The sequence below is a fragment of the Frigoribacterium faeni genome, assembly GCF_007988805.1.
Lineage (GTDB): Bacteria > Actinomycetota > Actinomycetes > Actinomycetales > Microbacteriaceae > Frigoribacterium > Frigoribacterium faeni.
In genome coordinates, this window is the sequence record NZ_BJUV01000036.1 from 1 (window position 1) to 20,169 (window position 20,169).

The following is a 20,169-nucleotide window of genomic DNA, read 5'->3' on the forward strand; positions in this document are numbered from 1 at the left end:
GGGGGGGGCGGCTGCCCGTCGTCGACGACCCACTCCCTTCGTGCCGCCCATGTGATGCCCACTGAAGAGCCACCAATCCCATCATGGGAGTTGGTGATGCTGACACGATCCCATTCCCGGGATTGACCGGCTCGTCCTGAGACGTGTGCGGGTGTAGGGAAACAGGTGAAGCCTGGCACCATTTTGAGTCAAGGGGTTTCAGCGGGGTTAATTGCGGGTACTAGACCGGCGCGATCACCGATATCACGACCTCTTCAAGATACCTTTTCATCAAGTGCTTTCTCTATGGTCGGGCTGACAGGATTTGAACCTGCGACCCCTTGACCCCCAGTCAAGTGCGCTACCAAGCTGCGCCACAGCCCGAGAAAACTGTTGCTGAGCAACCGATTCCTTGGTGTTGCCCCGACCGAGGCAACCTGACCAGCATAGCGGATCGTCGAGGCGGTTCGCGCCACGCGAGACACGAACGAGTCGCAGCCGGTCGACCGGAGCCTGACACACACGCCTCATCACGACACCATCCAGTGCAACCCGGTCCACGTCAACACACCGCCACCAGACACCCCACGTTGCGCCGCGTTACGCCCGCCAAGCGACAAATCCCCCGGCCACCTAGCGTCGGGGCATGCCCACCACCGCGATCACCGACTCCCGCGCCCTGCCGATCTCGGTCCGCGGTGTCGGGCGACGGTTCGCGCGCGACGTGCTGCGCGGGGTCGACCTCGAGGTAGCAGCCGGCGAGATCGTCGCCGTGCTCGGGCCGAGCGGCTGCGGTAAGTCGACGCTGCTGCGTCAGATCGGCGGACTCGACGTGCCCGACAGCGGCAGCGTCGTCATCGACGACTCCACCAGCCGGCTCGCCGACCAACGATGCGCGATCGCGTTCCAGGAGCCGCGCCTCCTGCCCTGGCGCACCATCCGCGACAACGTCGCCCTCGGCCTCCCGAAACGCAAGACCGACGGCAGCAAGCCCACGAAGGACGAGAACCGCACCCGCGTCACCGAGCTGCTCGACCTCGTCGGTCTGAGGGCCTCCGCCCACCTCCGCCCCCGCGAGGTCTCCGGAGGCATGGCCCAGCGCACCTCGCTCGCCCGCGCCCTCGCCCGTGAACCCAAGGTCCTCCTGCTCGACGAGCCGTTCGGCGCCCTCGACGCACTCACCCGGCTCCGCATGCAGGACCTCCTCCTCGACGTCCACGACGAGCTGCCCACCACCGTCATCCTCGTCACCCACGACGTCGACGAGGCCCTCTACCTCGCCGACCGCATCGTCCTCCTCGACGACCTCGCGCGCGCGGGCGGCACGCCCACCACGGCAGACGGCAGCGAAGGAGGCACGGGGCCGGTCCCCACGAGCATCCGCCGCATCGTCCGCGTCCCCGGCGAGCGCCGCCGCGACCGCGACGACCCCGCTCTGATCGAGCTCCGCCACGAGCTGCTCGCCGACCTCGGCGTCGTCCGCAGCACCGCCGGCGGAGGCAGCGGCATCGACAGCCCGTGACTCGCCGCGTCGCACCGCTCTTACGCATCCATGCGTAATAGCCGCGCCGACCGCACCCGACCTCCTGCACCCGCACCACGCACCCCGCACCGCACCCACCAGCTCCCCACCACCCGCCCACGCACCGCCCCCGACAGCACGGAGACGACACGATGACGACCCGCACCTCCCCCACCCGCCGCACCCGCACCTCCTGGGCCGGCGCCCTCGCCCTGACCGCCGCGACGACGCTCGTCCTCACCGGCTGCGTCGCCGGCGAAGACGCCCAGGGCAACGCGGCCGACGCCGACTCCGGCAGCACCGGCAGCAGCAGCGGCGCCTGGTCGACCGACACCCTGAACATCGACTTCGCCACCTACAACCCCCTCAGCCTGATCGTGAAGGACCAGGGCTTCATCGAGGAGGCGCTGGGTGACGACGTCGACGTCACCTGGACCCAGTCCGCCGGCAGCAACAAGGCCAACGAGCTGCTCCGCGCCGGAGCCGTCGACGTCGGCTCGACCGCCGGCTCGGCCGCCCTGCTGGCCCGCTCCAACGGCTCGCCGATCCAGACCATCGACATCTACTCGCAGCCCGAGTGGTCCGCCCTGGTCGTCCCCGGCGACAGCGACATCACCGACGTCGCCGACCTCGAGGGCAGGACCATCGCCGCCACCACCGGCACCGACCCCTACTTCTTCCTCCTGCAGGCCCTCGACGAGGCCGGCCTCAGCGCCTCCGACGTCACCATCGAGAACCTGCAGCACGCCGACGGCCGCGCCGCCCTCGAGAACGGCAGCGTCGACGCCTGGTCGGGCCTCGACCCGATCATGGCCGCCAGCGAGGCCGAGTCCGGCACCAAGCTGATCTACCGCAACGTCGACTTCCTCAGCTACGGGTTCCTGAACGCGACCGAGTCGTTCCTCGACGAGTCGCCCGACGTCGCCCAGGTCGTCGTGAACGCCTACGAGAAGGCGCGCGCCTGGGCCGAGGAGAACCCTGACGAGACCCGCGACATCCTCGCCGAGGCCGCCGGCATCGACCCCGCCGTCGCCACCACCGTGCTCGACCGCACCCACTTCGACGTCGACCCCGTGCCCGGAGCCGACCAGCAGGCCGTGCTCGAGGTCATCGCCCCGGTGCTCGTCGAGACCGGCGACGTCGCCTCGCAGGACGACGTCGACACCGCCCTCGACTCGCTCTTCGAGCCCTCCTTCGCCGAGGAGGCCGACCCGTCGTGACCCTCCCCCCTCTCGTCAACGGCAACGACCGCGAAGCCGACGCGCGCCAGGCGGTGCGGAACGCGACCACGACCGGCACCGGGACCGTCCCCGAGGAGGCGCGGCGCACCTCCTCGGCCCCGTCCCGTCGTCGACGTCCCCCGCTGGCACTGCTCGGGGTGCTGCTGCCCGCGGCCGTGCTCGCCGCCTGGCTGCTCGCCACCTCGGTCGGCGGCGTGCCGAGCTATCGCGTCCCGTCTCCGCTCGACGTCTGGACCGCCGGCGTGCAGCTCGCCGCCACCGGCCAGCTCGGGCAGTACATCGCGATCTCCGTGCAGCGGGTGCTGATCGGGTTCGCCGTGGGCGCGGCGATCGGTCTCGTGCTCGGCGCCGTCGTCGGGCTCTCGCGGGTCGGCGAGGCGCTGCTCGCTCCGACGATCGCCGCCGTGCGCGCCGTGCCGTCGCTCGCCTGGGTGCCGCTGCTGATCCTGTACCTCGGCATCGGCGAGGACTCCAAGGTCACGCTGATCGCGATCGGCGCGGCGTTCCCGGTGTTCACCACCGTCGCCGGCTCGCTGCGGCACGTCGACCCGCAGCTGGTCGAGGCCGGGCGGGCGTACGGGCTGCGCCGCGTGTCGCTGTTCACCCGGGTGCAGCTGCCGGCCGTCATCCCCTCGGTGGTGTCGGGGCTGCGGCTGGCGCTCGCTCAGGCGTGGCTGTTCCTGGTCGCCGCGGAGCTGATCGCGTCGTCGATGGGACTCGGGTTCCTGCTGACCGAGTCGCAGTCGAACGGGCGCGTGGACCGGATCTTCCTGGCGATCATCCTGCTGGCGCTGCTCGGGACGCTCAGCGACACCGTGCTGAACGTGGTGCAGCGCGTGGCGCTCCGCCGCTGGCGGTAGGGGCGCGGCGCGAGCTCGCCCTGCCTGCCGCCCCGTGCACCCGAGAACCCCCGCGGAACCTACGACGCGGTGAGCGCCTCCACCACGTCGGGGTGCTCGTCCATCCAGCCGCGGACGACGGGCTCGTAGTCGTCGCCGGCCGCGGCGTCGCCGTTGAACAGGAGGTTGCAGAGCGAGAGCAGGTCGTCCTCGCTCATCTCGAAGTCGCGCATCCAGCCGCTGGCCGTCGCGAAATCGTCGTCGAAGGTGGAGCTGGCCATCGTGTGGATCTCCTCGGCCGGGCCCATGGCGCCCTCCGGGTCCTCGAGGTCGCGGATCGGGAACGCGTCGTACGCCCAGTGCGGCCGCGCCAGCGTCGCGACCACGTTCTCGCCCGAGTCGGTGGCCGCCTTCAGCTCGGTCAGCAGCGCCGCCGTCGACGACGTGACGAAGTCCATGCTCTCGAGGCCGTAGGTCGGGATCGCCTGCTCCTCCGTGATCTGGGTCAGTCCGGCGCCCGGCTCGAGGCCGACGATCGTGTTGCCGAACAGGTCCGCGTTGTCGGCGAGCTCGTCGAGGGACGTGATCGGAGCATCGTCGTTCACCACGATCGTGTTGCGGGCGTCGGTGTACCAGGCGCCGAGGTCGGTGAGGTCGTCGCCGAAGCGGTCGACGTAGTCGGCGTGGGTGTTGGGGAGCCACGAGTCCATCACCATGTCGTAGTCGCCCGACGCGACGCCGGCGTACCCGGGAGCCACGTCGACGTCGGTGAGCGTCACGTCGTACCCCTCGTCCTCGAGCACAGCGCGCCAGAGCTGCGACACGGCGATGCCCTCGGGCCAGCCCGCGAACACGGCGATCGTCATCTCGCCCTGATCGCCGTTGTCGAGCTCGGCGGTGGGCGGCCCGGCGGGCGAGCAGGCGGTGAGCGCGAGGGCGGCGGTGCCGAGTGCGGCGAGCGCGCCGAGGCGGAGGGTCTTCTTCACGGTGGTCCTTTCGGGTCCGGGCGCAGGCTCGCGCGGCGAGGCGCGACCCCGGCCCAGCGGTGGGAGGGAGGGGCCGGGCGCAGGCTCGCGCGGCGAAGCGCGACCCCGGCCCGGCGGTGGGAGGGAGTGCAGGCGGTGACGAACGGACGGCCCGTCGCACGCCGGAGCGGCACGGACGCGTCGCGACGATCGCGCACGCCGGCCGGCCGCGGTGGTCGGATGCAAGAGCGCGACGTCAGCCGCTCACCCCGCATCGGGACGAAGGAGGCGCGGTGCCGGCCGGCACCGTCACTCCCGTCGAGCGTGGTTCAGCGGGTAGGCGACACGGCGCCGAAGTGCACGGTGCTGCGCGACCAGACCAGCGCCCAGCCGCGGCGGCGAGGCCGGACGTCGACGCCGTCGATCGGTTCGACGACCACGGCGGGGGCGAACGGGTCGCGCTGTGCCATGAGTCCTCCGGGTGCGGGTGTCGGTCGGTGCCGCATCAACGCTAGCCCGAGGAGGCGCGCCCCGCTAATCGACACCCGTCGCCTCCCCGCTCCCCCGCCGCCACGCCGCCGCGCGCCACGCCGCCACGCCGCCACGAGATGGGCACCGCACCACGGTTGATTCTGGCGCCGTGCCCATCTCCTGGCGCGATGCCCGAGCCACCAACCGGACTGCCGCACCCCCGTACCTGCACCCGCACCCGCACCTCCCCACCTAAGTCACCCCGCACCTCCCCACCCAGCGCACCCCGCACCTCCCCACCCTCAGAGCGGCCGCGCCGCCTCAGGCCCCCGCGCCGTCGAGCGCCGCCTCGGCCCGCTCGACGCTCCCCGCCGCCAGCCCCTCCTCGATCGCCGCCCGTGATGCCAGCCACATCACGACCCCGACCGCGAACACGAGCACCTCCGTGACGGTGAGCGCCCATACGATCCCGCCCAGCCCGAACCACGCGTCGCCGACCAGCACGATCGGGACGAACAGGACCCCCTGCGCCATCGACAGGACGATCGCGGGCAGCACCCTGCCCGTGGCCTGGAACACCGACGTGATCAGCCCGGTGAAACCGTTCACGATCGTCGCCACGAGCTGCGCCGTGAGGATCGTCACGCCGATGGCGAGCACCGATCCGTCGTCCGAGAAGGCGGAGAACACCTGATCGCGCAGCAGGAACACGGTCGTCGAGAAGATCAGCACGATGCCCCCGACGGTCACCGCCGACGCCCGCAGCGCCGAGGTGAACCGTGCCCGGTCGCCCTTGCCGAACGAGTAGGCGAGCAACGGCAGCACCCCGATCGTCACGCCCATCACCAGGAACTCCGGCACCTGCGCGATGCGGACGGCGACCCCCATCGCGGCGAGCGCACCATCCCCATAGGCGGAGGCCAGGTTGTTCAGGACGAGCGTGGTGACGATCAGGAACGCCGACTGGATCAGCTCGCCCGACCCGACGCCGAAGACGGGTTTCAGCACGGCGGGCGAGAGCGTGAACCAGCGCGGCGACAGGCTCACGTTCTCGCTGGTGCGCTGCAGCCAGGTGACGAAGTAGCCGATGGTGGCGACGTTCGCCAGCCCCGTCGCGAGCGCGGCGCCGGCCACTCCCCAGTGCAGCACGAGGATGAACAGCACGTCGAGGACGACGTTCGCCACCGTCGACAGGATCAACCCGGTCATCGCCTGACGGGCCGCGCCCTCGGCGCGCACGATCTGCTCGAGCGCGAACGAGGCGGCGAGCACCGGCACGAAGGCGAGCATCACTCCGACGTAGGAGGTGGTCGCGGGCACGGCGGCCCCGTCGGCTCCCAGCAGGGTCACGACGGACGGCAGCAGAGCGAGCCCGGCCGCGCCGATGACCGCTCCGACGATCACGGCACCCCACAGTGCGAACGACGAGACGTGCTTGATCCGCTCTGCTTCGCTCGCGTCGTGCTCGGCCGCGCCGAGGTGTCGCGAGATGAGGGCGCCGCCGCCGACGCCGAACACGCCTCCGACGGCCATGACGAGGCCGAGCAGCGGGGTGCCGAGGGTGATCGCGGCGAGCAGGGAGGTGTCGTGCAGCGAGCCGATGAAGCCCGCATTGATCACGTTGTAGACCGCACCGACGATCATCGCGGCGGCCATCGGCACGCAGAGGTGGACGAGTGCTCGGACGATGGGCGCCGCCGACAGGTACCAGCGGTTGCTGCCGACGGTGGGGGCGGAGGAGGTGGAGGTGGAGGCGTTGGTCATGGGACGTCCTTTCAGGGCAGGCGCGAGCGCGCGCCGACGGACGCCGGCACGGCGAGGGGAGTTCAGGAGGCGCGGGTCACGTCGGCCGCACCGTGCCGCCGCGTCTCGGCGCGGCTCAGCGCCGGCACCGTGTTCCGTGCACCGAACCGCGTCTCGCGCACTGCACCAGCTCAAGGCGCGGCGCAGCGTCCGCACCGCGTTCCGTACACCGCACCGCGTCTCTTCGCGGTGCAGTGCTCGAAGCGCGGTGCAGTGCCTGAAATGCGGTGCAGTGCTCGAAACGCGGTGCAGCGTCCGCACCGTGTTCCGTACACCGCACCGCGTCTCTTCGCGGTGCAGTGCTCGAAACGCGGTGCAGTGCCCGAGACGCGGTGCGGACACGGCGGCACGCACGGCCCGGTGTCAGGCCGCCACCCGGCGGGGTGTCCGGCAGGCCTGCTCACGGTCAGCGCGATCCTCGGCCATCGCACCGCGTCTCGCACACGGCACCAGGTCTAGACGTGGTGCAGTGGACGAGAGCCGGTGCGGTGGCCGAGCGACGCCCGAGCGCGCGACCCGATGCGGCCTATCGGCTGGGGCGGGGCAGCGCTGACGTGATCTTCGTCAGCAGGGCGTGGAGAGTGTCGCGCTCGCTCTGGTCGAGCGGGGCGAGGATGGTCTCGTCGGCGGCGATCATGGCCTCGTCGAACCCCGAGATGAGTTCGATGCCGCCGGGTGTCGCGTAGACGCGTTTACGTCGTTCGTCGCCGTTCTCGGTGCGACGTTCGATCAGGTCGCGGCGTTCGAGCCCCTGCAGGAGGCTCGAGACGCTCGCCGCGCTCGTGCGGGTCATCTCGGCGATGTCGCGTTGGATGGCGCCGGGACTCTTCGCGAGGTATCCGAGCACGAAGGCTTGCTCAGGACTGAGCTCACGGCTCTTGACCCAGTCATCGCCCGCCTTGCGCTGGGCCCAGGCGACCCAGCGGAGGAGGCCGAGGTTGGTCGTGGCCGTGTACTCCTCGATGTCCATGATCAGAAACCTAACTGTTAGATCTCAAACTGTCAAGCCTCGAACTATTCGGGATCGGACGCGGTGTTTCTGGCCTGCTTCGGGAAGGCGGCGCGCATGTGGTCGCTGGTGAGCAGGTCGCCGATGCCGATCATGAGCAGGGAGAAGACGATCTGCTCGACGACCATCCAGCCGGGGTAGAGCCCCGGGATGGTGGCGATGACGAGGGTCACGATCGGGAAGATCCGGCTGAAGAGCCGAAGGCGCGCGTACGCCCAGTAGTAGCCGAGTTGGGCGCGCCAGGCGAAGACGTAGAGCGACGCGGTGATGAAGAGCACGACGGTCGATCGGAACCACACGGCCCAGGGCACGTGCTCTCCGCGGCTGGTGAGCACGGCGGCGATGAAGATCGCGGTGAGGCCGACGACGGTCTCGCCGAACAGCAGCCAGCGGATGCCACGGAAGCTGCGCACGGTGCGGGGATGCTCGCGCATGTCCTCGTGGATGACGTAACCCGCGTGCCGCCCGCCGGCGAATCGGTCGAGCTGCAGCCGCTGCCATACCCGGTCGGCCGCCGCCGACAGTCCGATGCCCGAGGAGGCGCGGTGCCACAGGCCGGCGCCCGTCACCCTCGCACCTCGTCGTCACGCTTCACGAGGATCAATGTTGCCCTATCCCCGCCCTTCCCCGCGCCCCACACCCCCTCGTCCCCGCGCTGTTCCCCCGCCTCAGTAGAACGGCCCCCTCACCTCGCCCGGTTTCACCTCGATGCACGGCGAGAACGACGAGACGTGCGCCGAACCGAGGTCGGGGTCCATCGACATCAGGTAGACGGAATCCCCCGGTCCCGTCAGCACGAACTGCGGAGAGCGATCGAACATGTAGTCGAGCTCCGCGTGCCACCCCTCTCGCTGGTTCCATGCCCGGACACCCGCTTCGAAGACCGGGACGGCGTCAAGGGTCGCGACGAATTCGACGGTCGTGTGACCAGCCCAATGATGTCCTCCGTTCGAGCAGGACAACAGGCTTCCCTTGGGCTTCTGTTCGACGGTGCTGATGAGCGGTCGCGGGACCACCGCGACGACCTCGATCGCGATGTCTTGTGCGATCCGCTTCGCCTCGGGGAGCTTCATGGTGATGCTTTCCTCTCGAACGTCGTCCGGCTGTTCCTGGACGGCGGCAGAGCATCCATTCACGGCCACGCTGACCGTCAGAAGAATCGCCACCGCAGGCAGGATGATCCGCTTCATCTCCGCACCCTTCGAAACATCGCCTCGAGCGCCTTCAGGTTCGCCGTATCGCTGCTCCCGATCAATCTGTGGTTCTCCACCAAGGTCTCCGCCTTTCGTTCGACGTCTGCGCAAGCGATCGCCCACCGGAGTCACCTCCTAATAGAACGGCCCTCGCACCTCGCCGGGCTGGACCTCGACGCATGGAGCGAAGGAATCGATGTGCGCATAGGTCTTATCCGACGACGTCGACATCAGATACTGGGAATCGCCCGGCCCCCGCACGACGAGCATCAAGTCCGCTTCGACGATGTCCTCGACCGACGCGTGCCAGGGCTCGCCCCGCGCGTTCCACGCGCGGGCCCCGGCCTCGAGCACTTGCGCGGTATCGATAGGGCCGATGAAGTCGACCCGGGTGTGTCCGGACCAGTGGCTTCCTCCTGAGGCGCAGTCGAGCAGGCTGCCTCGGCTGGTCTGTGCGATGGCCGCCACTAGGGGCGACGGGACGAGTGCGCTGAGCTCGAGTTCGATGGCCTGCGCGGTCGTTTTGGCTTCAGATAGCGTCAACACAAGGACTCCAGATCGTGACGGCGAAGGTTTGGGTGCGTAGTCGACAGCACAGCCGGAAAGGACTAACACCAGTCCGCCGAGCAGCACGGCAACGCCTCGGACTAGGGCCTTCACGAAGTGATCCTCCAGAGGATCTTGCGGAGGGCCTGCTGATTCTCAGCGCTGCTGCTCGCGATCAACGTGTGGTTCTCCACCAGGATCTCCGCCTTCCGTTCGAGGTCTCTCGTGAATGCGAGCTCGTGGTCGTCCGGGCCCGAGAACAGCCCGTCCCGCTCGAAGGCCCAGTGTTGGCCGGGGTTCTTGCCGTTCCAGACCTGGCCGGTCCACTGGGCCACATGCAACGCGTCGAGGTAGCGGTAGTCCGAGTACGTCGTACCGTCGCGGGGTTCCCAGGCCGAGGGCATCCCCGCCCCGGCGAGCGACACCACATGGTCGTACCGCGCACCCGCCACCTCGGACGACGTGACGTTCGCGAGCCCCCAGCTGTGTCCTATCGCGATCTCGTTCATCTGACCGGGGTCGTACGACTGCCGGAGACCCGCCTGGAAGGACGCCAGCTGGGCACCCGTCGGCAGAGCGCGCGCCGGCAGGTTGGCCTCGAGCAGGTTCTGGGGGAACCGGCCGTCCTTGTAGACGAAAGAGACGTATCCCTCATCCCGGCTGGCGAACCAGTCCGACACCTGCTGCACCTCACGCGGATCCCCATAGAACGAATCGAGCCTCGCGCCCGTCCCCGGTACATAGGTGATGATCGAGCTGGTCGTCGCGCCCCATTCTCCGATCATCTCGACGATGCGATCCGCCGCCGGATCGAACAGGTACAGCTGCACCACGGGCGGTTCGGACACCGCCCCAGCGAGATAGGCGCGCTCCCGCATCAGCCCTGCGGCGTCCTCCCCGACGGTCGACGCACCCCGCGTCGACCTCCCGGCGAGCAGCAGATCGATCTCGTCGATCCGCCTCTCTGCATTCAGTCGATTCGCCAGCACCCTCGCCACCGGCGGCACCCCGTCGAGGGCGCCGATGATGGCGGGGGCTCCGGCGATCAGAGCCGCCTGAGCCGCCGTCATCCCGTCGCCGTCGACCGATCCGCGCCCGAGCTCGTCCCACCACGCCCGCACCCGCTCGGGGTCGGCCCGGAACGCCACGTCGACGAGCTCCGGGTGATCCTGCAGCAGCAGAGCCAGATCTGTCCTCGAGAGGCCTCCGAGCAGGGCGAGCAGCTGCTCGGGCGACGCAGTCGCCACCGCCGCCTCCCTGATGGACGGAAGGCGGCCCCTGACGACGGGATCGTCCAGCGCGGTGACGCACCGGCGATCGACCACGGCCCTCTCCTCGACGAGGTCGTCCCACGCGCGATCGACCGAGAGCAGCTCGCGTCGGTCCTCGTCGGCCCGCCTCTCCCACATCGACTTCTCGCCTGGGCGGTACTCCTCCTCCGAGGCCAGACCGGTGGGATCGGCCGCCACCATGTGCTCGGCCTCACGACGGATGGCCTCGACGTGCGCCGCGGCGAGAGCCAGCGACGTCTGCGCCATCGTGCGCCGCGCCTCCAGCACTCTCACCTCAGCTTGGATCGCCTCGACCGCGCGACCGTAAGTCTGCAGCGTCGACGTCTGATGCTCGAGACCGGCGGCGAGCCCCCTCAGCTCGGCCGCGACGTCCGCCGTCGACGCGACGAACGCCTCGCCGGATCGACCCTTCCACGACCCGGCCGCCCAGTCGGCCGCCCGCCGGAGATCGAAGGCCGCGCGCTCGAGGTCGTCCGCCTTCTGCGACCGCGCCGACGCCGCCCGACCGATGGACTGCACCGAACCCGCACCGGGTCCCCCGGCGACGCCCACGGCACTCACCGCCCCTCACCCCCGACACCAGCCGCCCCCGACGCCGAACCCGCACCCGCACCCGCAGCACCCGCCGCCGTAGCCGCACCACCGGCCGCCGCAGCACCGGCACGCACCCCCGCCACCAGCATCGTCTCGGTCACGGCGAACTCCCGGACGAACACCGCCGGGAACCCGCGCAGCCGTTCGAGCGCGTCGGCGAGGAGCTCGGCTCGTCGCGCGAACGCCCTCGTCGTGTCGTCGATAGCCTCGGCCACCCCTGCCACGCCGACCGCGTCGATCGTGCCCCGCGTCACCTCCGGATCGAACCCGATGCCGTATCGCGCCGCCGACACCGCCGACGCCACAGCCGACAACGCCGACTCGTCGACCTCGAGATCCGCCACCCGCACCCTCACCCTCGCTCGCCCGCTCGCGTGCCCATATCGCACGTGATGTCGATCACACTAGCAAGGGAAAACGATCGTGAGGAAATGCATCATCATGGAGACGAGCAGGGGCGGCCGACCGCCGGCGGTGGAGGGCCCGCCCCCGGACACGACGATGCCCGGTGTGGAGAACCACACCGGGCATCGAGACGTCATCCGCAGGCCGAGACGGAACCGGCGACCAGGTTGAGCCCGCAGGCCTAGACCGAGACCGAACCGCCGAGCAAGCCAGGCCCGCAGCCCCAGCCCGTAGGCCAGGCCCGCAGCCCCAGCCCCGAGCCCCAGCCGCCAGCCCCAGCCCGAGCCCGACGACCTACGGCCGCTTGCGCTTCTCGCGCACGCGCATGTTCACGGTGATCGGGGTGCCCTCGAAGCCGAAGATCTCGCGCAGGCGGCGCGTGATGAAGCGGCGGTACTGCGGGTCGAGGAACCCGGTCGTGAAGAGCACGAAGGTCGGCGGACGGTTGGCCGCCTGGGTGCCGAACAGGATGCGCGGCTGCTTGCCGGACCGCAGCGGGTGCGGGTGCTCGGCGACGAGCTCGGCCAGCAGGGCGTTGAACTTGCCGGTGGGGATGCGGGTGTCCCACGACTCGAGCGCCAGCTCGAGGGCGGGCACGAGCTTCTCGAGGTGACGGCCGGTACGCGCCGAGATGTTGACGCGGGGCGCCCACGACACGTGGTCGAGGTCCTGCTCGATCTCGCGCTCGAGGTAGCGGCGGCGGTCGTCGTCGAGGAGGTCCCACTTGTTGAACGCGAGCACGAGCGCACGGCCCGACTCGAGGACGAGGTCGATGATGCGGAGATCCTGCGTCGAGATCTGCTCGGTGACGTCGATCACGACGACCGCGACCTCGGCCTTCTCGAGAGCCGCCGAGGTGCGCAGCGACGCGTAGAAGTCGGCGCCCTGCTGCAGGTGGACGCGCTTGCGGATGCCGGCGGTGTCGACGAAGGTCCACACCCGCCCGGCGATCTCGACCTGCTCGTCGACCGGGTCGCGGGTGGTGCCAGCGAGTTCGTTGACGACGACGCGCTCCTCGCCCGCGGCCTTGTTCAGCAGCGAGCTCTTGCCGACGTTCGGGCGACCGAGGATCGCCACGCGACGCGGGCCCCCGATCTCCTCCTTGGCCACGGTCGAGACCGCGGGCAGCTTCGTCATGCACAGGTCGAGCAGGTCGGCCACGTTGCGGCCGTGGAGCGCCGATGCGGGGAACGGCTCGCCGAGACCCAGCGACCACAGCGACGCGGCCTCGAGGTCCTTCCGGGCGTCGTCGCTCTTGTTGGCGACGAGGATCACGGGCTTGTGCGACGCGCGCAGCATCCGCACGACGGCCTCGTCGGTCGCGGTCGCTCCGACGTTGACGTCGACGACGAACAGTACGGCGTCGGCCAGGTCGACGGCGATCTCGGCCTGCATCGCCACCGACTTGTCGATGCCGATCGCGTCGGGCTCCCACCCGCCGGTGTCGACGAGGGTGAAGCGGCGCCCGCCCCACTCGGCCTTGTACGAGACGCGGTCGCGCGTGACGCCGGGCTTGTCCTCGACGACGGCCTCGCGCCTCCCGAGGATCCGGTTGACCATGGCGCTCTTGCCGACGTTCGGGCGACCGACGATGGCGAGCACCGGCAGGGCCGGGGCGTAGGTGAGCGCGTCGGGGTCCCACTCGGCGCCCTCGAGGACGTCGACGTCCTCGTCGTCGAGGTCGTAGTCGGCCAGACCGGCCCGGAGGGCACGCGCGCGCTGGTCGGCGTCCTCGTCGGGCATCGCCTGGATGCGGCCGACCATCTGCTCGTCGAGCTCGGGGTACTTGTCGTCGTCTGCCATCGGGATTCCTTATTAAGAGGGGGTGCTCGCTCGCACGAGCTCGACCACGGCGTTCACCGTCTGGTCGAAGTCGAGGTGGGTGGAGTCGACGGTCGACACGCCGGGGGCGGCGGTCATGAAGTCGACGACCTTGCTGTCCAGCCGGTCTCGGGTCGCCAGCTGCCGAGCTGTCTCGTCGGCACTCTGCCCGGTGACCTCGGCCGAACGCCTGGCCATTCTAGCCTCTTCGCTCGCGGTCAACAGGATTCTGACCTGGGCGTCCGGTGCGACGACCGTGGTGATGTCGCGGCCCTCGGTCACGATGCCGGGCCTGTCGGTCGACGCGATGATGCGCCGGAAGAGGTCGACCATGTAGCGGCGCACCTCGGGCAGCTTGGCCACGTGGCTGACTGCGGTGGTCACCCGGGGCGTCCGGATCTCGTCGCTCACGTCGACGCCGTCGACGGTCACCGAGGAGGCGCGGGCCGGGTCGATCCCGATCGCGTACCGGAACGAGGGCAGCGCTCCGACGATCGCGTCGGCGTCGTCGAGGTCGACGCCGCTCTGCAGAGCGTGCAGGGCGAAGGCGCGGTAGGCGGCGCCGGTGTCCTGGTAGTCGAAGCCGAGGGCGACCGCGGAGGCGCGGCTCACGCTGGACTTGCCGCTGCCGGCCGGTCCGTCGACGGCCACGACGATGTGGCGGTGGACGGCCTCCGCGGTCTTCTCGCGGAGGTCGGCGGTGTGCGCCTCGCCCGCGGGTCCGCCGACGCCGTGCTCGCCGGGCGAGCGCTCGACGTCGACCGAGGGGTCTCCGAGGCCGCTCATGCGAACGCCCCCGCCACGGTCCAGCCGCGTCGCTCGAGTTCGGCGACGAGTCGTTGTTCTTGGTCGGGCACGATGGCCACCTCCGCGAGTCCTACCGGGGCGCCGGGCGAGTGCTCCAGGCGCAGGTCTTCCAGGTTGACGCCGATCTCGCCGATCTCGGTGAGCAGGCGGGCGAGTTGTCCCGGGGTGTCGTCGACGAGCACGATCACCGAGCTGAACTGGGTGGTCGAGCCGTGCTTGCCGGGGAGGCGCGCGACTCCCCCGTTGCCGGCGCCGATCGCCTCGGCGACCGCACGCCGCGCGCCGGGCGCCTCGGGGGCGTCGAGCGCGTCGATGACCCCGTCGAGGTCGACGCGGAGCTCGCGCAGCACGTCGACGACGCGCGAGGCGTTCGCCCCGAGGATCTGCACCCAGAGCGCCGGGTCGCTCGCCGCGATGCGGGTCACGTCGCGGACCCCCTGTCCGGCGAGCTCGAGGGAGGCGTCGGGAGCCGCGGCGAGGCGGGTCGCCATGAGACTGGCGACCACCTGCGGCACGTGGCTGACGAGCGCGACGCCGGCGTCGTGCTCGTCGGGGGTCATCTCGATGGGCGTCGCTCCGAGGTCGAGGGCGAGGTCCTCGACGGCCGCGGCTCGTCGGTAGCTGATGTCGTCGTGCCCGGCGATGACCCACGGGCGTCCGATGAAGAGGTCGGCACGGGCCGAGACGGCGCCGCCGCGCTCCCGGCCGGCCATCGGGTGCGAGCCGATGTAGCGCGAGACGTCGGCGCCGAGGGCGCGGAGCTCGACCAGCGGGGCGACCTTGACGGACGCGACGTCGGTGACCAGCGCCTCCGGGTGGGCCTGCAGCTCCCGCGCGACGATGCTCGCCGTGACGTCCGGGGGAACCGCGACGACGACGAGCGTGGGCTGGTCGCCCTGGGCCGGGAGCCGTCCGGCGCCGTAGTCGATCGCGAGGCTGCGGGCAGCGGGCGAGACGTCGTCGAGGATGACGTCGACGCCGTGCTGGCGCAGCCGCAGGCCGATGCTGGTGCCGAGCAGACCCGAACCGACGATCCGCACCTGCCCCGACAGCCGACGGCTGCCCTCGGCGAGGTCGTGGGCGTCGAGCTGGTCGGCGATGCCGCCCGCGTCAGCCGAGGAGGCGCGGGTCGGCTCGGTCACGGACGCCCACCCCCGCGAGGACCACGCCCTCCGTCGTCGCCACGGGGCTTGTACGGACGGTCGCCGCCGCGCGGGCCGCCACCGCGGCGGTCGTCGCCACGGCCGCGGTCGTCGCGACCCCGGCTGTCACCGCCGCGGCTGTCGCCACCACGGTCATCGCGACCCTGGTAGCCGCCACGGTCGTTCCGGCCCTGGTAGCCGCCGCGGTCTCCGCCGCGCTCGTCGCGACCCTGGTAGCCGCCGCGCTGTGCACCGCGGTCGTCTCTACCCTGGTACCCGCCACGGTCGCCGCCGCGGTCGTCACGACCCTGGTAGCCGCCACGGTCGTTCCGACCCTGGTAGCCGCCGCGGTCTCCGCCACGGTCGTCGCGACCCTGATAGCCGCCGCGCTGTGCACCACGGTCGTCGCGGCCCTGGTACCCGCCACGGTCGTCACGACCCTGGTACCCGCCGCGCTCGTCGCGGTCTCGGGGCGCGCGGTCGTCGCGGCTGCGGTCCTCGCGTCCGCCGCGGCCCGCACCGGGGCCGCCGGCTCGCACGCCCGACGGGCGTCCGGTGCGCGGATCGCGGTTCTGGTCGCGGTTCGGGTAACCCGCCGCGCGCTCCTCGCCCGGCGTCAGCGGTCGGTCGCCGCCACGGGGCGCACCACCGCGAGCACCGGGCCCACCGCGGTCGTCCCGCGAGACGAAGCCGCCACGCTCAGGCCGTCCGCCACGGTCGTCGCGCGACACGAAACCGCCACGGTCGGGTCGTCCGCCGCGGTCGGGGTAGCCGCCGCGCTCAGGACGCGCTCCCCGGTCGTCCCGGGCCGAACCGCCGCGGGCGGGGTAACCACCGCGCTCAGGACGCGCTCCACGGTCGTCACGGGCCGAACCGCCGCGGGCGCCGTAGCCCCCGCGATCGTCACGGGCGGAGCCGCCTCGCGCCGCGCCTCCCCGGTCCGCGCCGTAGCCGCCGCGGTCGTCGCGAGCGGGACGAGCGCCTCGGTCGTCACGCGAGCCGTAGCCGCCTCGCTCGTCGCGAGCGGGACGAGCAGCACGGTCGTCACGCGAGCCGTAGCCGCCACGCTCGTCACGAGCCGGGCGTCCGCCGCGGTCGTCACGAGCGGGTCGCGCCCCGCGGTCGTCGCGCTGCTCGCGGCGTCCCGCCTGCTGCCGGCGCACCTCGGCGCGACGCGAGGTCGCGGCACCGGTGTCGCCCTTGAAGCCGGACGGACCGCGGCGGCGCTTCTCGTCGCGCGCGTCGGTCGAGGGGTCGAACTCCTCGTCGTCCTCGTCGTAGTACTCCTTCTCGACCTCGGTCTCGTCGAGGGCGACCTCCACCACGTCGGCCTCGTCGACCGGCGCGTCGGCGCTCTCGGTGACCGGTGCCGCGTCGACGCGCGGCGAGGGGGTCGCGTCGCGCGAGATCGTGAGGATGGCGCCGAGCTCGGCCTTGTTCAGCGAGCGCATGTGGCCCACCTTCAACGTGCCGAGGTGCAGCGGGCCGAACGACCGACGCACGAGGTCGATGACCGGGTGGCCGACCGCCTCGAGCATGCGACGGACGATGCGGTTGCGGCCGGAGTGCAGGGTGATCTCGATCAACGACGAGTCGTTCGAGCGGGAGAGGCCCGCCCCGCCGCCGACCAGGGCGGCCTTGTCGGCCGCGATCGGCCCGTCGTCGAGCTCGACGCCCGAGAGCAGCTGCGCCAGGACGGCGGGCGTGATGACGCCCCGCACCTTGGCGATGTAGGTCTTGGTGACGCCGAACGACGGGTGGGCGAGGACGTGCGCGAGCTCGCCGTCGTTGGTCAGCAGGAGCAGACCCGAGGTCTCGGAGTCGAGGCGCCCGACGTTGAACAGGCGCTCCTCGAACTCGCTCGTGAACTGGCGCAGATCGGGCCGGCCGTTCTCGTCGCTCAGGGTGCTGACCACGCCGACGGGCTTGTTCAGCATGACGTAGCGGCGGCTCGCGTCGAGCTGGACCGCGGTGCCGTCGACGACGACCTTGTCCTTCTCGGGGTCGATGCGACGCCCGGCCTCGGTGACGACCTTGCCGTTGACCGTGACGCGGCCGGCGGCGATGAGGTCTTCCGAGACGCGGCGCGACGCGACGCCCGCCGCGGCCATGACCTTCTGCAGGCGTTCGCCCGAGGGCAGTTCGGACTCGTTGTCAGGCGACATCGTCGAAACCTCCGCGACCGTCAGAGAGCAGGGGCGAGATGAGGGGCAGCTCGTCCAGTGAATTGATGCCGAGATGGGTCAACAGGAGTTCCGTCGTTTCGTAGGTGATGGCTCCGGTCTCGGAGTCGGTGGACGACTCGGTGACGAGACCGCGCCCGAGCAGCGTGCGGACGACCGAGTCGACGTTCACCGCGCGGATCTGCGCGATGCTGCTGCGGGTGATGGGTTGCTTGTAGGCGATGACCGCCAGCGTCTCGAGAGCCGCCTGAGACAGTTTGGTCGGGTTCTGCGTCAGCACGAAATCGCGGACGACCGGGTCGAACTCCTCGCGCACGTAGAATCGCCAGCCGCCGCCGACCTCCCGCAGCTCGAAACCGCGCCGGGTGCCGCCGTCGGCGCCGTCGAAGTCGGCCACGAGCGACTCGATCGCCTGACGGACCGCCGCCGTCGGGGCGCCGACCGCGGTGGCGAGCGAGACGAGCGACTGCGGCTCGTCGGCGACCATGAGGATCGCCTCCAGCGAGCGGGCGATCGGCACGGCGGCGTCGTGCGCCCGGTCGTCGCCGGACGGGTCGGTCTCGGACGCGTCCGCCGAGGAGGCGCGGGTCGGGTCAGCCCTCATAGTCGGCTCCCAGGGCGGCGAGCGCGTCGTCCGTCCAGGTCTCGGCCGTCCACCGGACGCTGAGCTCGCCGAGCGGCTCGACCTGCTCGAACGAGATCGTCGCGTGCCGGTACAGCTCGAGGAGGGCCAGGAACCTCGCGACGACGACGCCCTTGACCTCGATGCCGGCGACCAGCTCGCGGAAGGTCAGCACCCCGGCCTGCCGCAGCATCGCGACGACCACGGCGGCCTGCTCGCGGATGCTGACCAGCGGGGCGTGCAGGTGGTCGAGGCCGACGGTGGGGATCTCTCGCGGGGTGAGCGCGAGGGTCGCGAGCGCCGCGAAGTCGTCGGGGCTCAGCGTCCAGACGAGCTCGGGTGTCGTGACGCGGTACTTCTCTTCGAGGCGGACCGACCGCGCGTGACGGGCGGCCTCGCTGGCGCCGTGCTCGCCGAACCACTCGGCGGCCTGCTTGAAGGCGCGGTACTGCAGCAGCCGGGCGAAGAGCAGGTCGCGCGCCTCGAGCAGGGCGACGTCCTCGGCGTCGACCAGCTCGCCCTGCGGCAGCAGCCCGGCGACCTTGAGGTCGAGCAGCGTCGCGGCGACCACGATGAACTCGCTCGCCTGGTCGAGGTTCTCGTCGGTGTCGACCCGCCGGAGGTAGGCGATGAACTCGTCCGTGACGGCGCTGAGCGCCACCTCGGTGACGTCCATCTCGCGCTTGCCGATCAGCGTGAGCAGCAGGTCGAACGGCCCGCTGAAGTTGGTGAGCGTGACCTCGAACCCGGCGCCGACGGCATCGGGAGTCGAGGAGGCGCCGGTCGCGACGCTGCTGTCAGGCCGCGGCACCACGCGCGATCAGCTCTCGGGCCAACTGCCGGTACGCCTGGGCCGCCGGGTGCTCGGGGGCGAACTGGGTGATGGGCGTGCCGGCGACGGACGCGTCGGGGAACTTCACGGTCCGGCCGATGACGGTCTCGAGCACCTGGTCGCCGAAGGCCTCGACGACGCGCTCGAGCACCTCGCGGCTGTGCAGGGTGCGCGAGTCGAACATGGTCGGCAGGATGCCGTCGAGCGTGATCGCCGGGTTGAGCCGGTCGCGGACCTTCTCGATGGTCTCGACCAGCAGGGCGACGCCGCGCAGGGCGAAGAACTCGCACTCGAGCGGGATCAGCACGCCGTGCGCCGCGGTGAGCGCGTTGACCGTGAGCAGACCGAGCGACGGCTGGCAGTCGATCAGGATGACGTCGTACTCGTCGCTCACCTGGCGGAGGATGCGGGCGAGGATCTGCTCGCGGGCGACCTCGTTGACGAGGTGCACCTCGGCCGCCGACAGGTCGATGTTCGCCGGCATCACGTCGAGGTTCTCGACGCGGGTCGGCACGATGACCTCGTGCGCGTCGCGCTCGGTGCCGATCATGAGGTCGTAGATCGTCGCCTGGTCGTGCGCCTGCACGCCGAGCCCCGCGGTCAGGGCGCCCTGCGGGTCGAAGTCGATGGCCAGCACCCGGCGGCCGTACTCGGCGAACGAGGCGCCGAGGTTGATCGTGGTCGTGGTCTTGCCGACGCCGCCCTTCTGGTTGCAGAGGGTGATGATGCGGGCGGGGCCGTGGCCGGTCAGGGGCTCGGGCACGGCGAACTCGGTGCGCGGTCGGCCGGTGGGGCCGTTGACCGGCCCCGTCGACGTCGGGGTCGACGGAGCGCTCTCGAAGAGGGTGGGGGTGCTCGAGGTCGGCTTGGTGCTCACACGACGATGCTAACGGCGACGACCGA

General features: G+C 71.1%; 18 protein-coding genes, 1 tRNA gene and 1 pseudogene. 3 read left to right on the forward strand and 17 right to left on the reverse strand.

What is annotated here, in order from left to right; translation table 11 throughout:
• Nucleotides 1-286: 286 nt before the first annotated feature.
• Nucleotides 287-363: transfer RNA gene (locus FFA01_RS13500), tRNA-Pro, on the reverse strand.
• A gap of 262 nt (nucleotides 364-625) precedes the next feature.
• Here FFA01_RS13500 and FFA01_RS13505 point away from each other — a divergent pair.
• From FFA01_RS13505 to FFA01_RS13515, 3 genes are all read left to right on the forward strand, one after another.
• Entirely contained in the window at nucleotides 626-1,501 is an 876-nt protein-coding gene (locus FFA01_RS13505) for an ABC transporter ATP-binding protein (protein WP_146856712.1), read from the forward strand.
• A gap of 152 nt (nucleotides 1,502-1,653) precedes the next feature.
• Nucleotides 1,654-2,721 carry an aliphatic sulfonate ABC transporter substrate-binding protein gene (locus tag FFA01_RS13510; RefSeq protein ID WP_146856713.1) on the forward strand — a complete coding sequence of 356 codons (1,068 nt, stop codon included), beginning with the start codon at nucleotides 1,654-1,656 and terminating at the stop codon, nucleotides 2,719-2,721.
• Between the two features lie 53 nt (nucleotides 2,722-2,774).
• Nucleotides 2,775-3,602 (forward strand): ABC transporter permease, encoded by an 828-nt coding sequence (locus FFA01_RS13515; protein ID WP_182501161.1) that lies wholly within the window; start codon nucleotides 2,775-2,777, stop codon nucleotides 3,600-3,602.
• 59 nt (nucleotides 3,603-3,661) lie between these two features.
• Here FFA01_RS13515 and FFA01_RS13520 read toward each other — a convergent pair whose 3' ends face one another.
• The 16 genes and pseudogenes from FFA01_RS13520 to FFA01_RS13590 all read right to left on the reverse strand — a co-directional run bounded on the left by FFA01_RS13520 (nucleotide 3,662) and on the right by FFA01_RS13590 (nucleotide 20,143).
• Nucleotides 3,662-4,567, reverse strand: coding sequence for a glycine betaine ABC transporter substrate-binding protein (locus FFA01_RS13520; protein ID WP_146856714.1), 906 nt, complete (start codon nucleotides 4,565-4,567; stop codon nucleotides 3,662-3,664).
• Nucleotides 4,568-4,875: 308 nt separating this feature from the next.
• On the reverse strand, nucleotides 4,876-5,016 hold the full coding sequence (locus FFA01_RS16010; RefSeq protein ID WP_167627391.1) for a hypothetical protein: 141 nt from the start codon (nucleotides 5,014-5,016) through the stop codon (nucleotides 4,876-4,878).
• A gap of 322 nt (nucleotides 5,017-5,338) precedes the next feature.
• Nucleotides 5,339-6,781, reverse strand: coding sequence for an MATE family efflux transporter (locus FFA01_RS13525; RefSeq protein WP_146856715.1), 1,443 nt, complete (start codon nucleotides 6,779-6,781; stop codon nucleotides 5,339-5,341).
• A gap of 565 nt (nucleotides 6,782-7,346) precedes the next feature.
• Nucleotides 7,347-7,790 (reverse strand): MarR family winged helix-turn-helix transcriptional regulator, encoded by a 444-nt coding sequence (locus FFA01_RS13530; RefSeq protein ID WP_146856716.1) that lies wholly within the window; start codon nucleotides 7,788-7,790, stop codon nucleotides 7,347-7,349.
• A gap of 44 nt (nucleotides 7,791-7,834) precedes the next feature.
• Entirely contained in the window at nucleotides 7,835-8,398 is a 564-nt protein-coding gene (locus FFA01_RS13535) for a hypothetical protein (protein ID WP_244289854.1), read from the reverse strand.
• 99 nt (nucleotides 8,399-8,497) lie between these two features.
• Complete coding sequence (locus tag FFA01_RS13540; RefSeq protein WP_146856717.1) at nucleotides 8,498-9,019, reverse strand: hypothetical protein; 522 nt, start codon at nucleotides 9,017-9,019, stop codon at nucleotides 8,498-8,500.
• 138 nt (nucleotides 9,020-9,157) lie between these two features.
• The gene (locus FFA01_RS13545) at nucleotides 9,158-9,682 is read right to left on the reverse strand and encodes a hypothetical protein (protein ID WP_146856718.1); all 525 of its coding nucleotides are present in this window, start codon (nucleotides 9,680-9,682) and stop codon (nucleotides 9,158-9,160) included.
• A complete protein-coding gene (locus FFA01_RS13550; protein ID WP_146856719.1) occupies nucleotides 9,679-11,421 on the reverse strand; it encodes a hypothetical protein in 1,743 nt (580 codons plus the stop codon). The genes FFA01_RS13545 and FFA01_RS13550 overlap by 4 nt, the downstream gene beginning before the upstream one ends.
• Nucleotides 11,418-11,798, reverse strand: a complete 381-nt coding sequence (locus tag FFA01_RS13555; protein WP_146856720.1) for a hypothetical protein — start codon at nucleotides 11,796-11,798, stop codon at nucleotides 11,418-11,420. The genes FFA01_RS13550 and FFA01_RS13555 overlap by 4 nt, the downstream gene beginning before the upstream one ends.
• 355 nt (nucleotides 11,799-12,153) lie before the next feature.
• Nucleotides 12,154-13,602: a ribosome biogenesis GTPase Der gene (gene der / locus FFA01_RS13560; protein WP_371859218.1), complete on the reverse strand. Its 1,449-nt coding sequence runs from the start codon at nucleotides 13,600-13,602 to the stop codon at nucleotides 12,154-12,156.
• A 72-nt stretch (nucleotides 13,603-13,674) separates the two neighbouring features.
• Nucleotides 13,675-14,466 (reverse strand): (d)CMP kinase, encoded by a 792-nt coding sequence (cmk, locus tag FFA01_RS13565; protein ID WP_146856722.1) that lies wholly within the window; start codon nucleotides 14,464-14,466, stop codon nucleotides 13,675-13,677.
• Nucleotides 14,463-15,587 carry a prephenate dehydrogenase gene (locus FFA01_RS13570; RefSeq protein ID WP_244289858.1) on the reverse strand — a complete coding sequence of 375 codons (1,125 nt, stop codon included), beginning with the start codon at nucleotides 15,585-15,587 and terminating at the stop codon, nucleotides 14,463-14,465. Before FFA01_RS13570 ends, cmk begins: the two co-directional genes overlap by 4 nt.
• 1,424 nt (nucleotides 15,588-17,011) lie before the next feature.
• A pseudogene (locus FFA01_RS16335) lies at nucleotides 17,012-17,794 on the reverse strand (pseudouridine synthase); the annotation flags it as partial.
• Nucleotides 17,784-18,416, reverse strand: a complete 633-nt coding sequence (scpB, locus tag FFA01_RS13580; RefSeq protein WP_146856723.1) for an SMC-Scp complex subunit ScpB — start codon at nucleotides 18,414-18,416, stop codon at nucleotides 17,784-17,786. The gene scpB and the pseudogene FFA01_RS16335, both read right to left, overlap by 11 nt.
• Entirely contained in the window at nucleotides 18,406-19,248 is an 843-nt protein-coding gene (locus FFA01_RS13585; protein ID WP_146856724.1) for a segregation and condensation protein A, read from the reverse strand. The genes scpB and FFA01_RS13585 overlap by 11 nt, the downstream gene beginning before the upstream one ends.
• A complete protein-coding gene (locus tag FFA01_RS13590) occupies nucleotides 19,232-20,143 on the reverse strand; it encodes a ParA family protein (RefSeq protein ID WP_146856725.1) in 912 nt (303 codons plus the stop codon). Before FFA01_RS13590 ends, FFA01_RS13585 begins: the two co-directional genes overlap by 17 nt.
• Nucleotides 20,144-20,169 lie beyond the last annotated feature (26 nt).

Coding starts and splice junctions, on each gene's coding strand:
- FFA01_RS13525 (WP_146856715.1), bottom strand. CDS start 6,781: ATGACCAACGCCTCCACCTCCACCTCCTCCGCCCCCACCGTCGGCAGC.
- der (WP_371859218.1), bottom strand. CDS start 13,602: ATGCCCGACGAGGACGCCGACCAGCGCGCGCGTGCCCTCCGGGCCGGT.
- scpB (WP_146856723.1), bottom strand. CDS start 18,416: ATGAGGGCTGACCCGACCCGCGCCTCCTCGGCGGACGCGTCCGAGACC.
- FFA01_RS13530 (WP_146856716.1), bottom strand. CDS start 7,790: ATGGACATCGAGGAGTACACGGCCACGACCAACCTCGGCCTCCTCCGC.
- FFA01_RS13540 (WP_146856717.1), bottom strand. CDS start 9,019: ATGAAGCGGATCATCCTGCCTGCGGTGGCGATTCTTCTGACGGTCAGC.
- cmk (WP_146856722.1), bottom strand. CDS start 14,466: ATGAGCGGCCTCGGAGACCCCTCGGTCGACGTCGAGCGCTCGCCCGGC.
- FFA01_RS13505 (WP_146856712.1), top strand. CDS start 626: ATGCCCACCACCGCGATCACCGACTCCCGCGCCCTGCCGATCTCGGTC.
- FFA01_RS16010 (WP_167627391.1), bottom strand. CDS start 5,016: ATGGCACAGCGCGACCCGTTCGCCCCCGCCGTGGTCGTCGAACCGATC.
- FFA01_RS13510 (WP_146856713.1), top strand. CDS start 1,654: ATGACGACCCGCACCTCCCCCACCCGCCGCACCCGCACCTCCTGGGCC.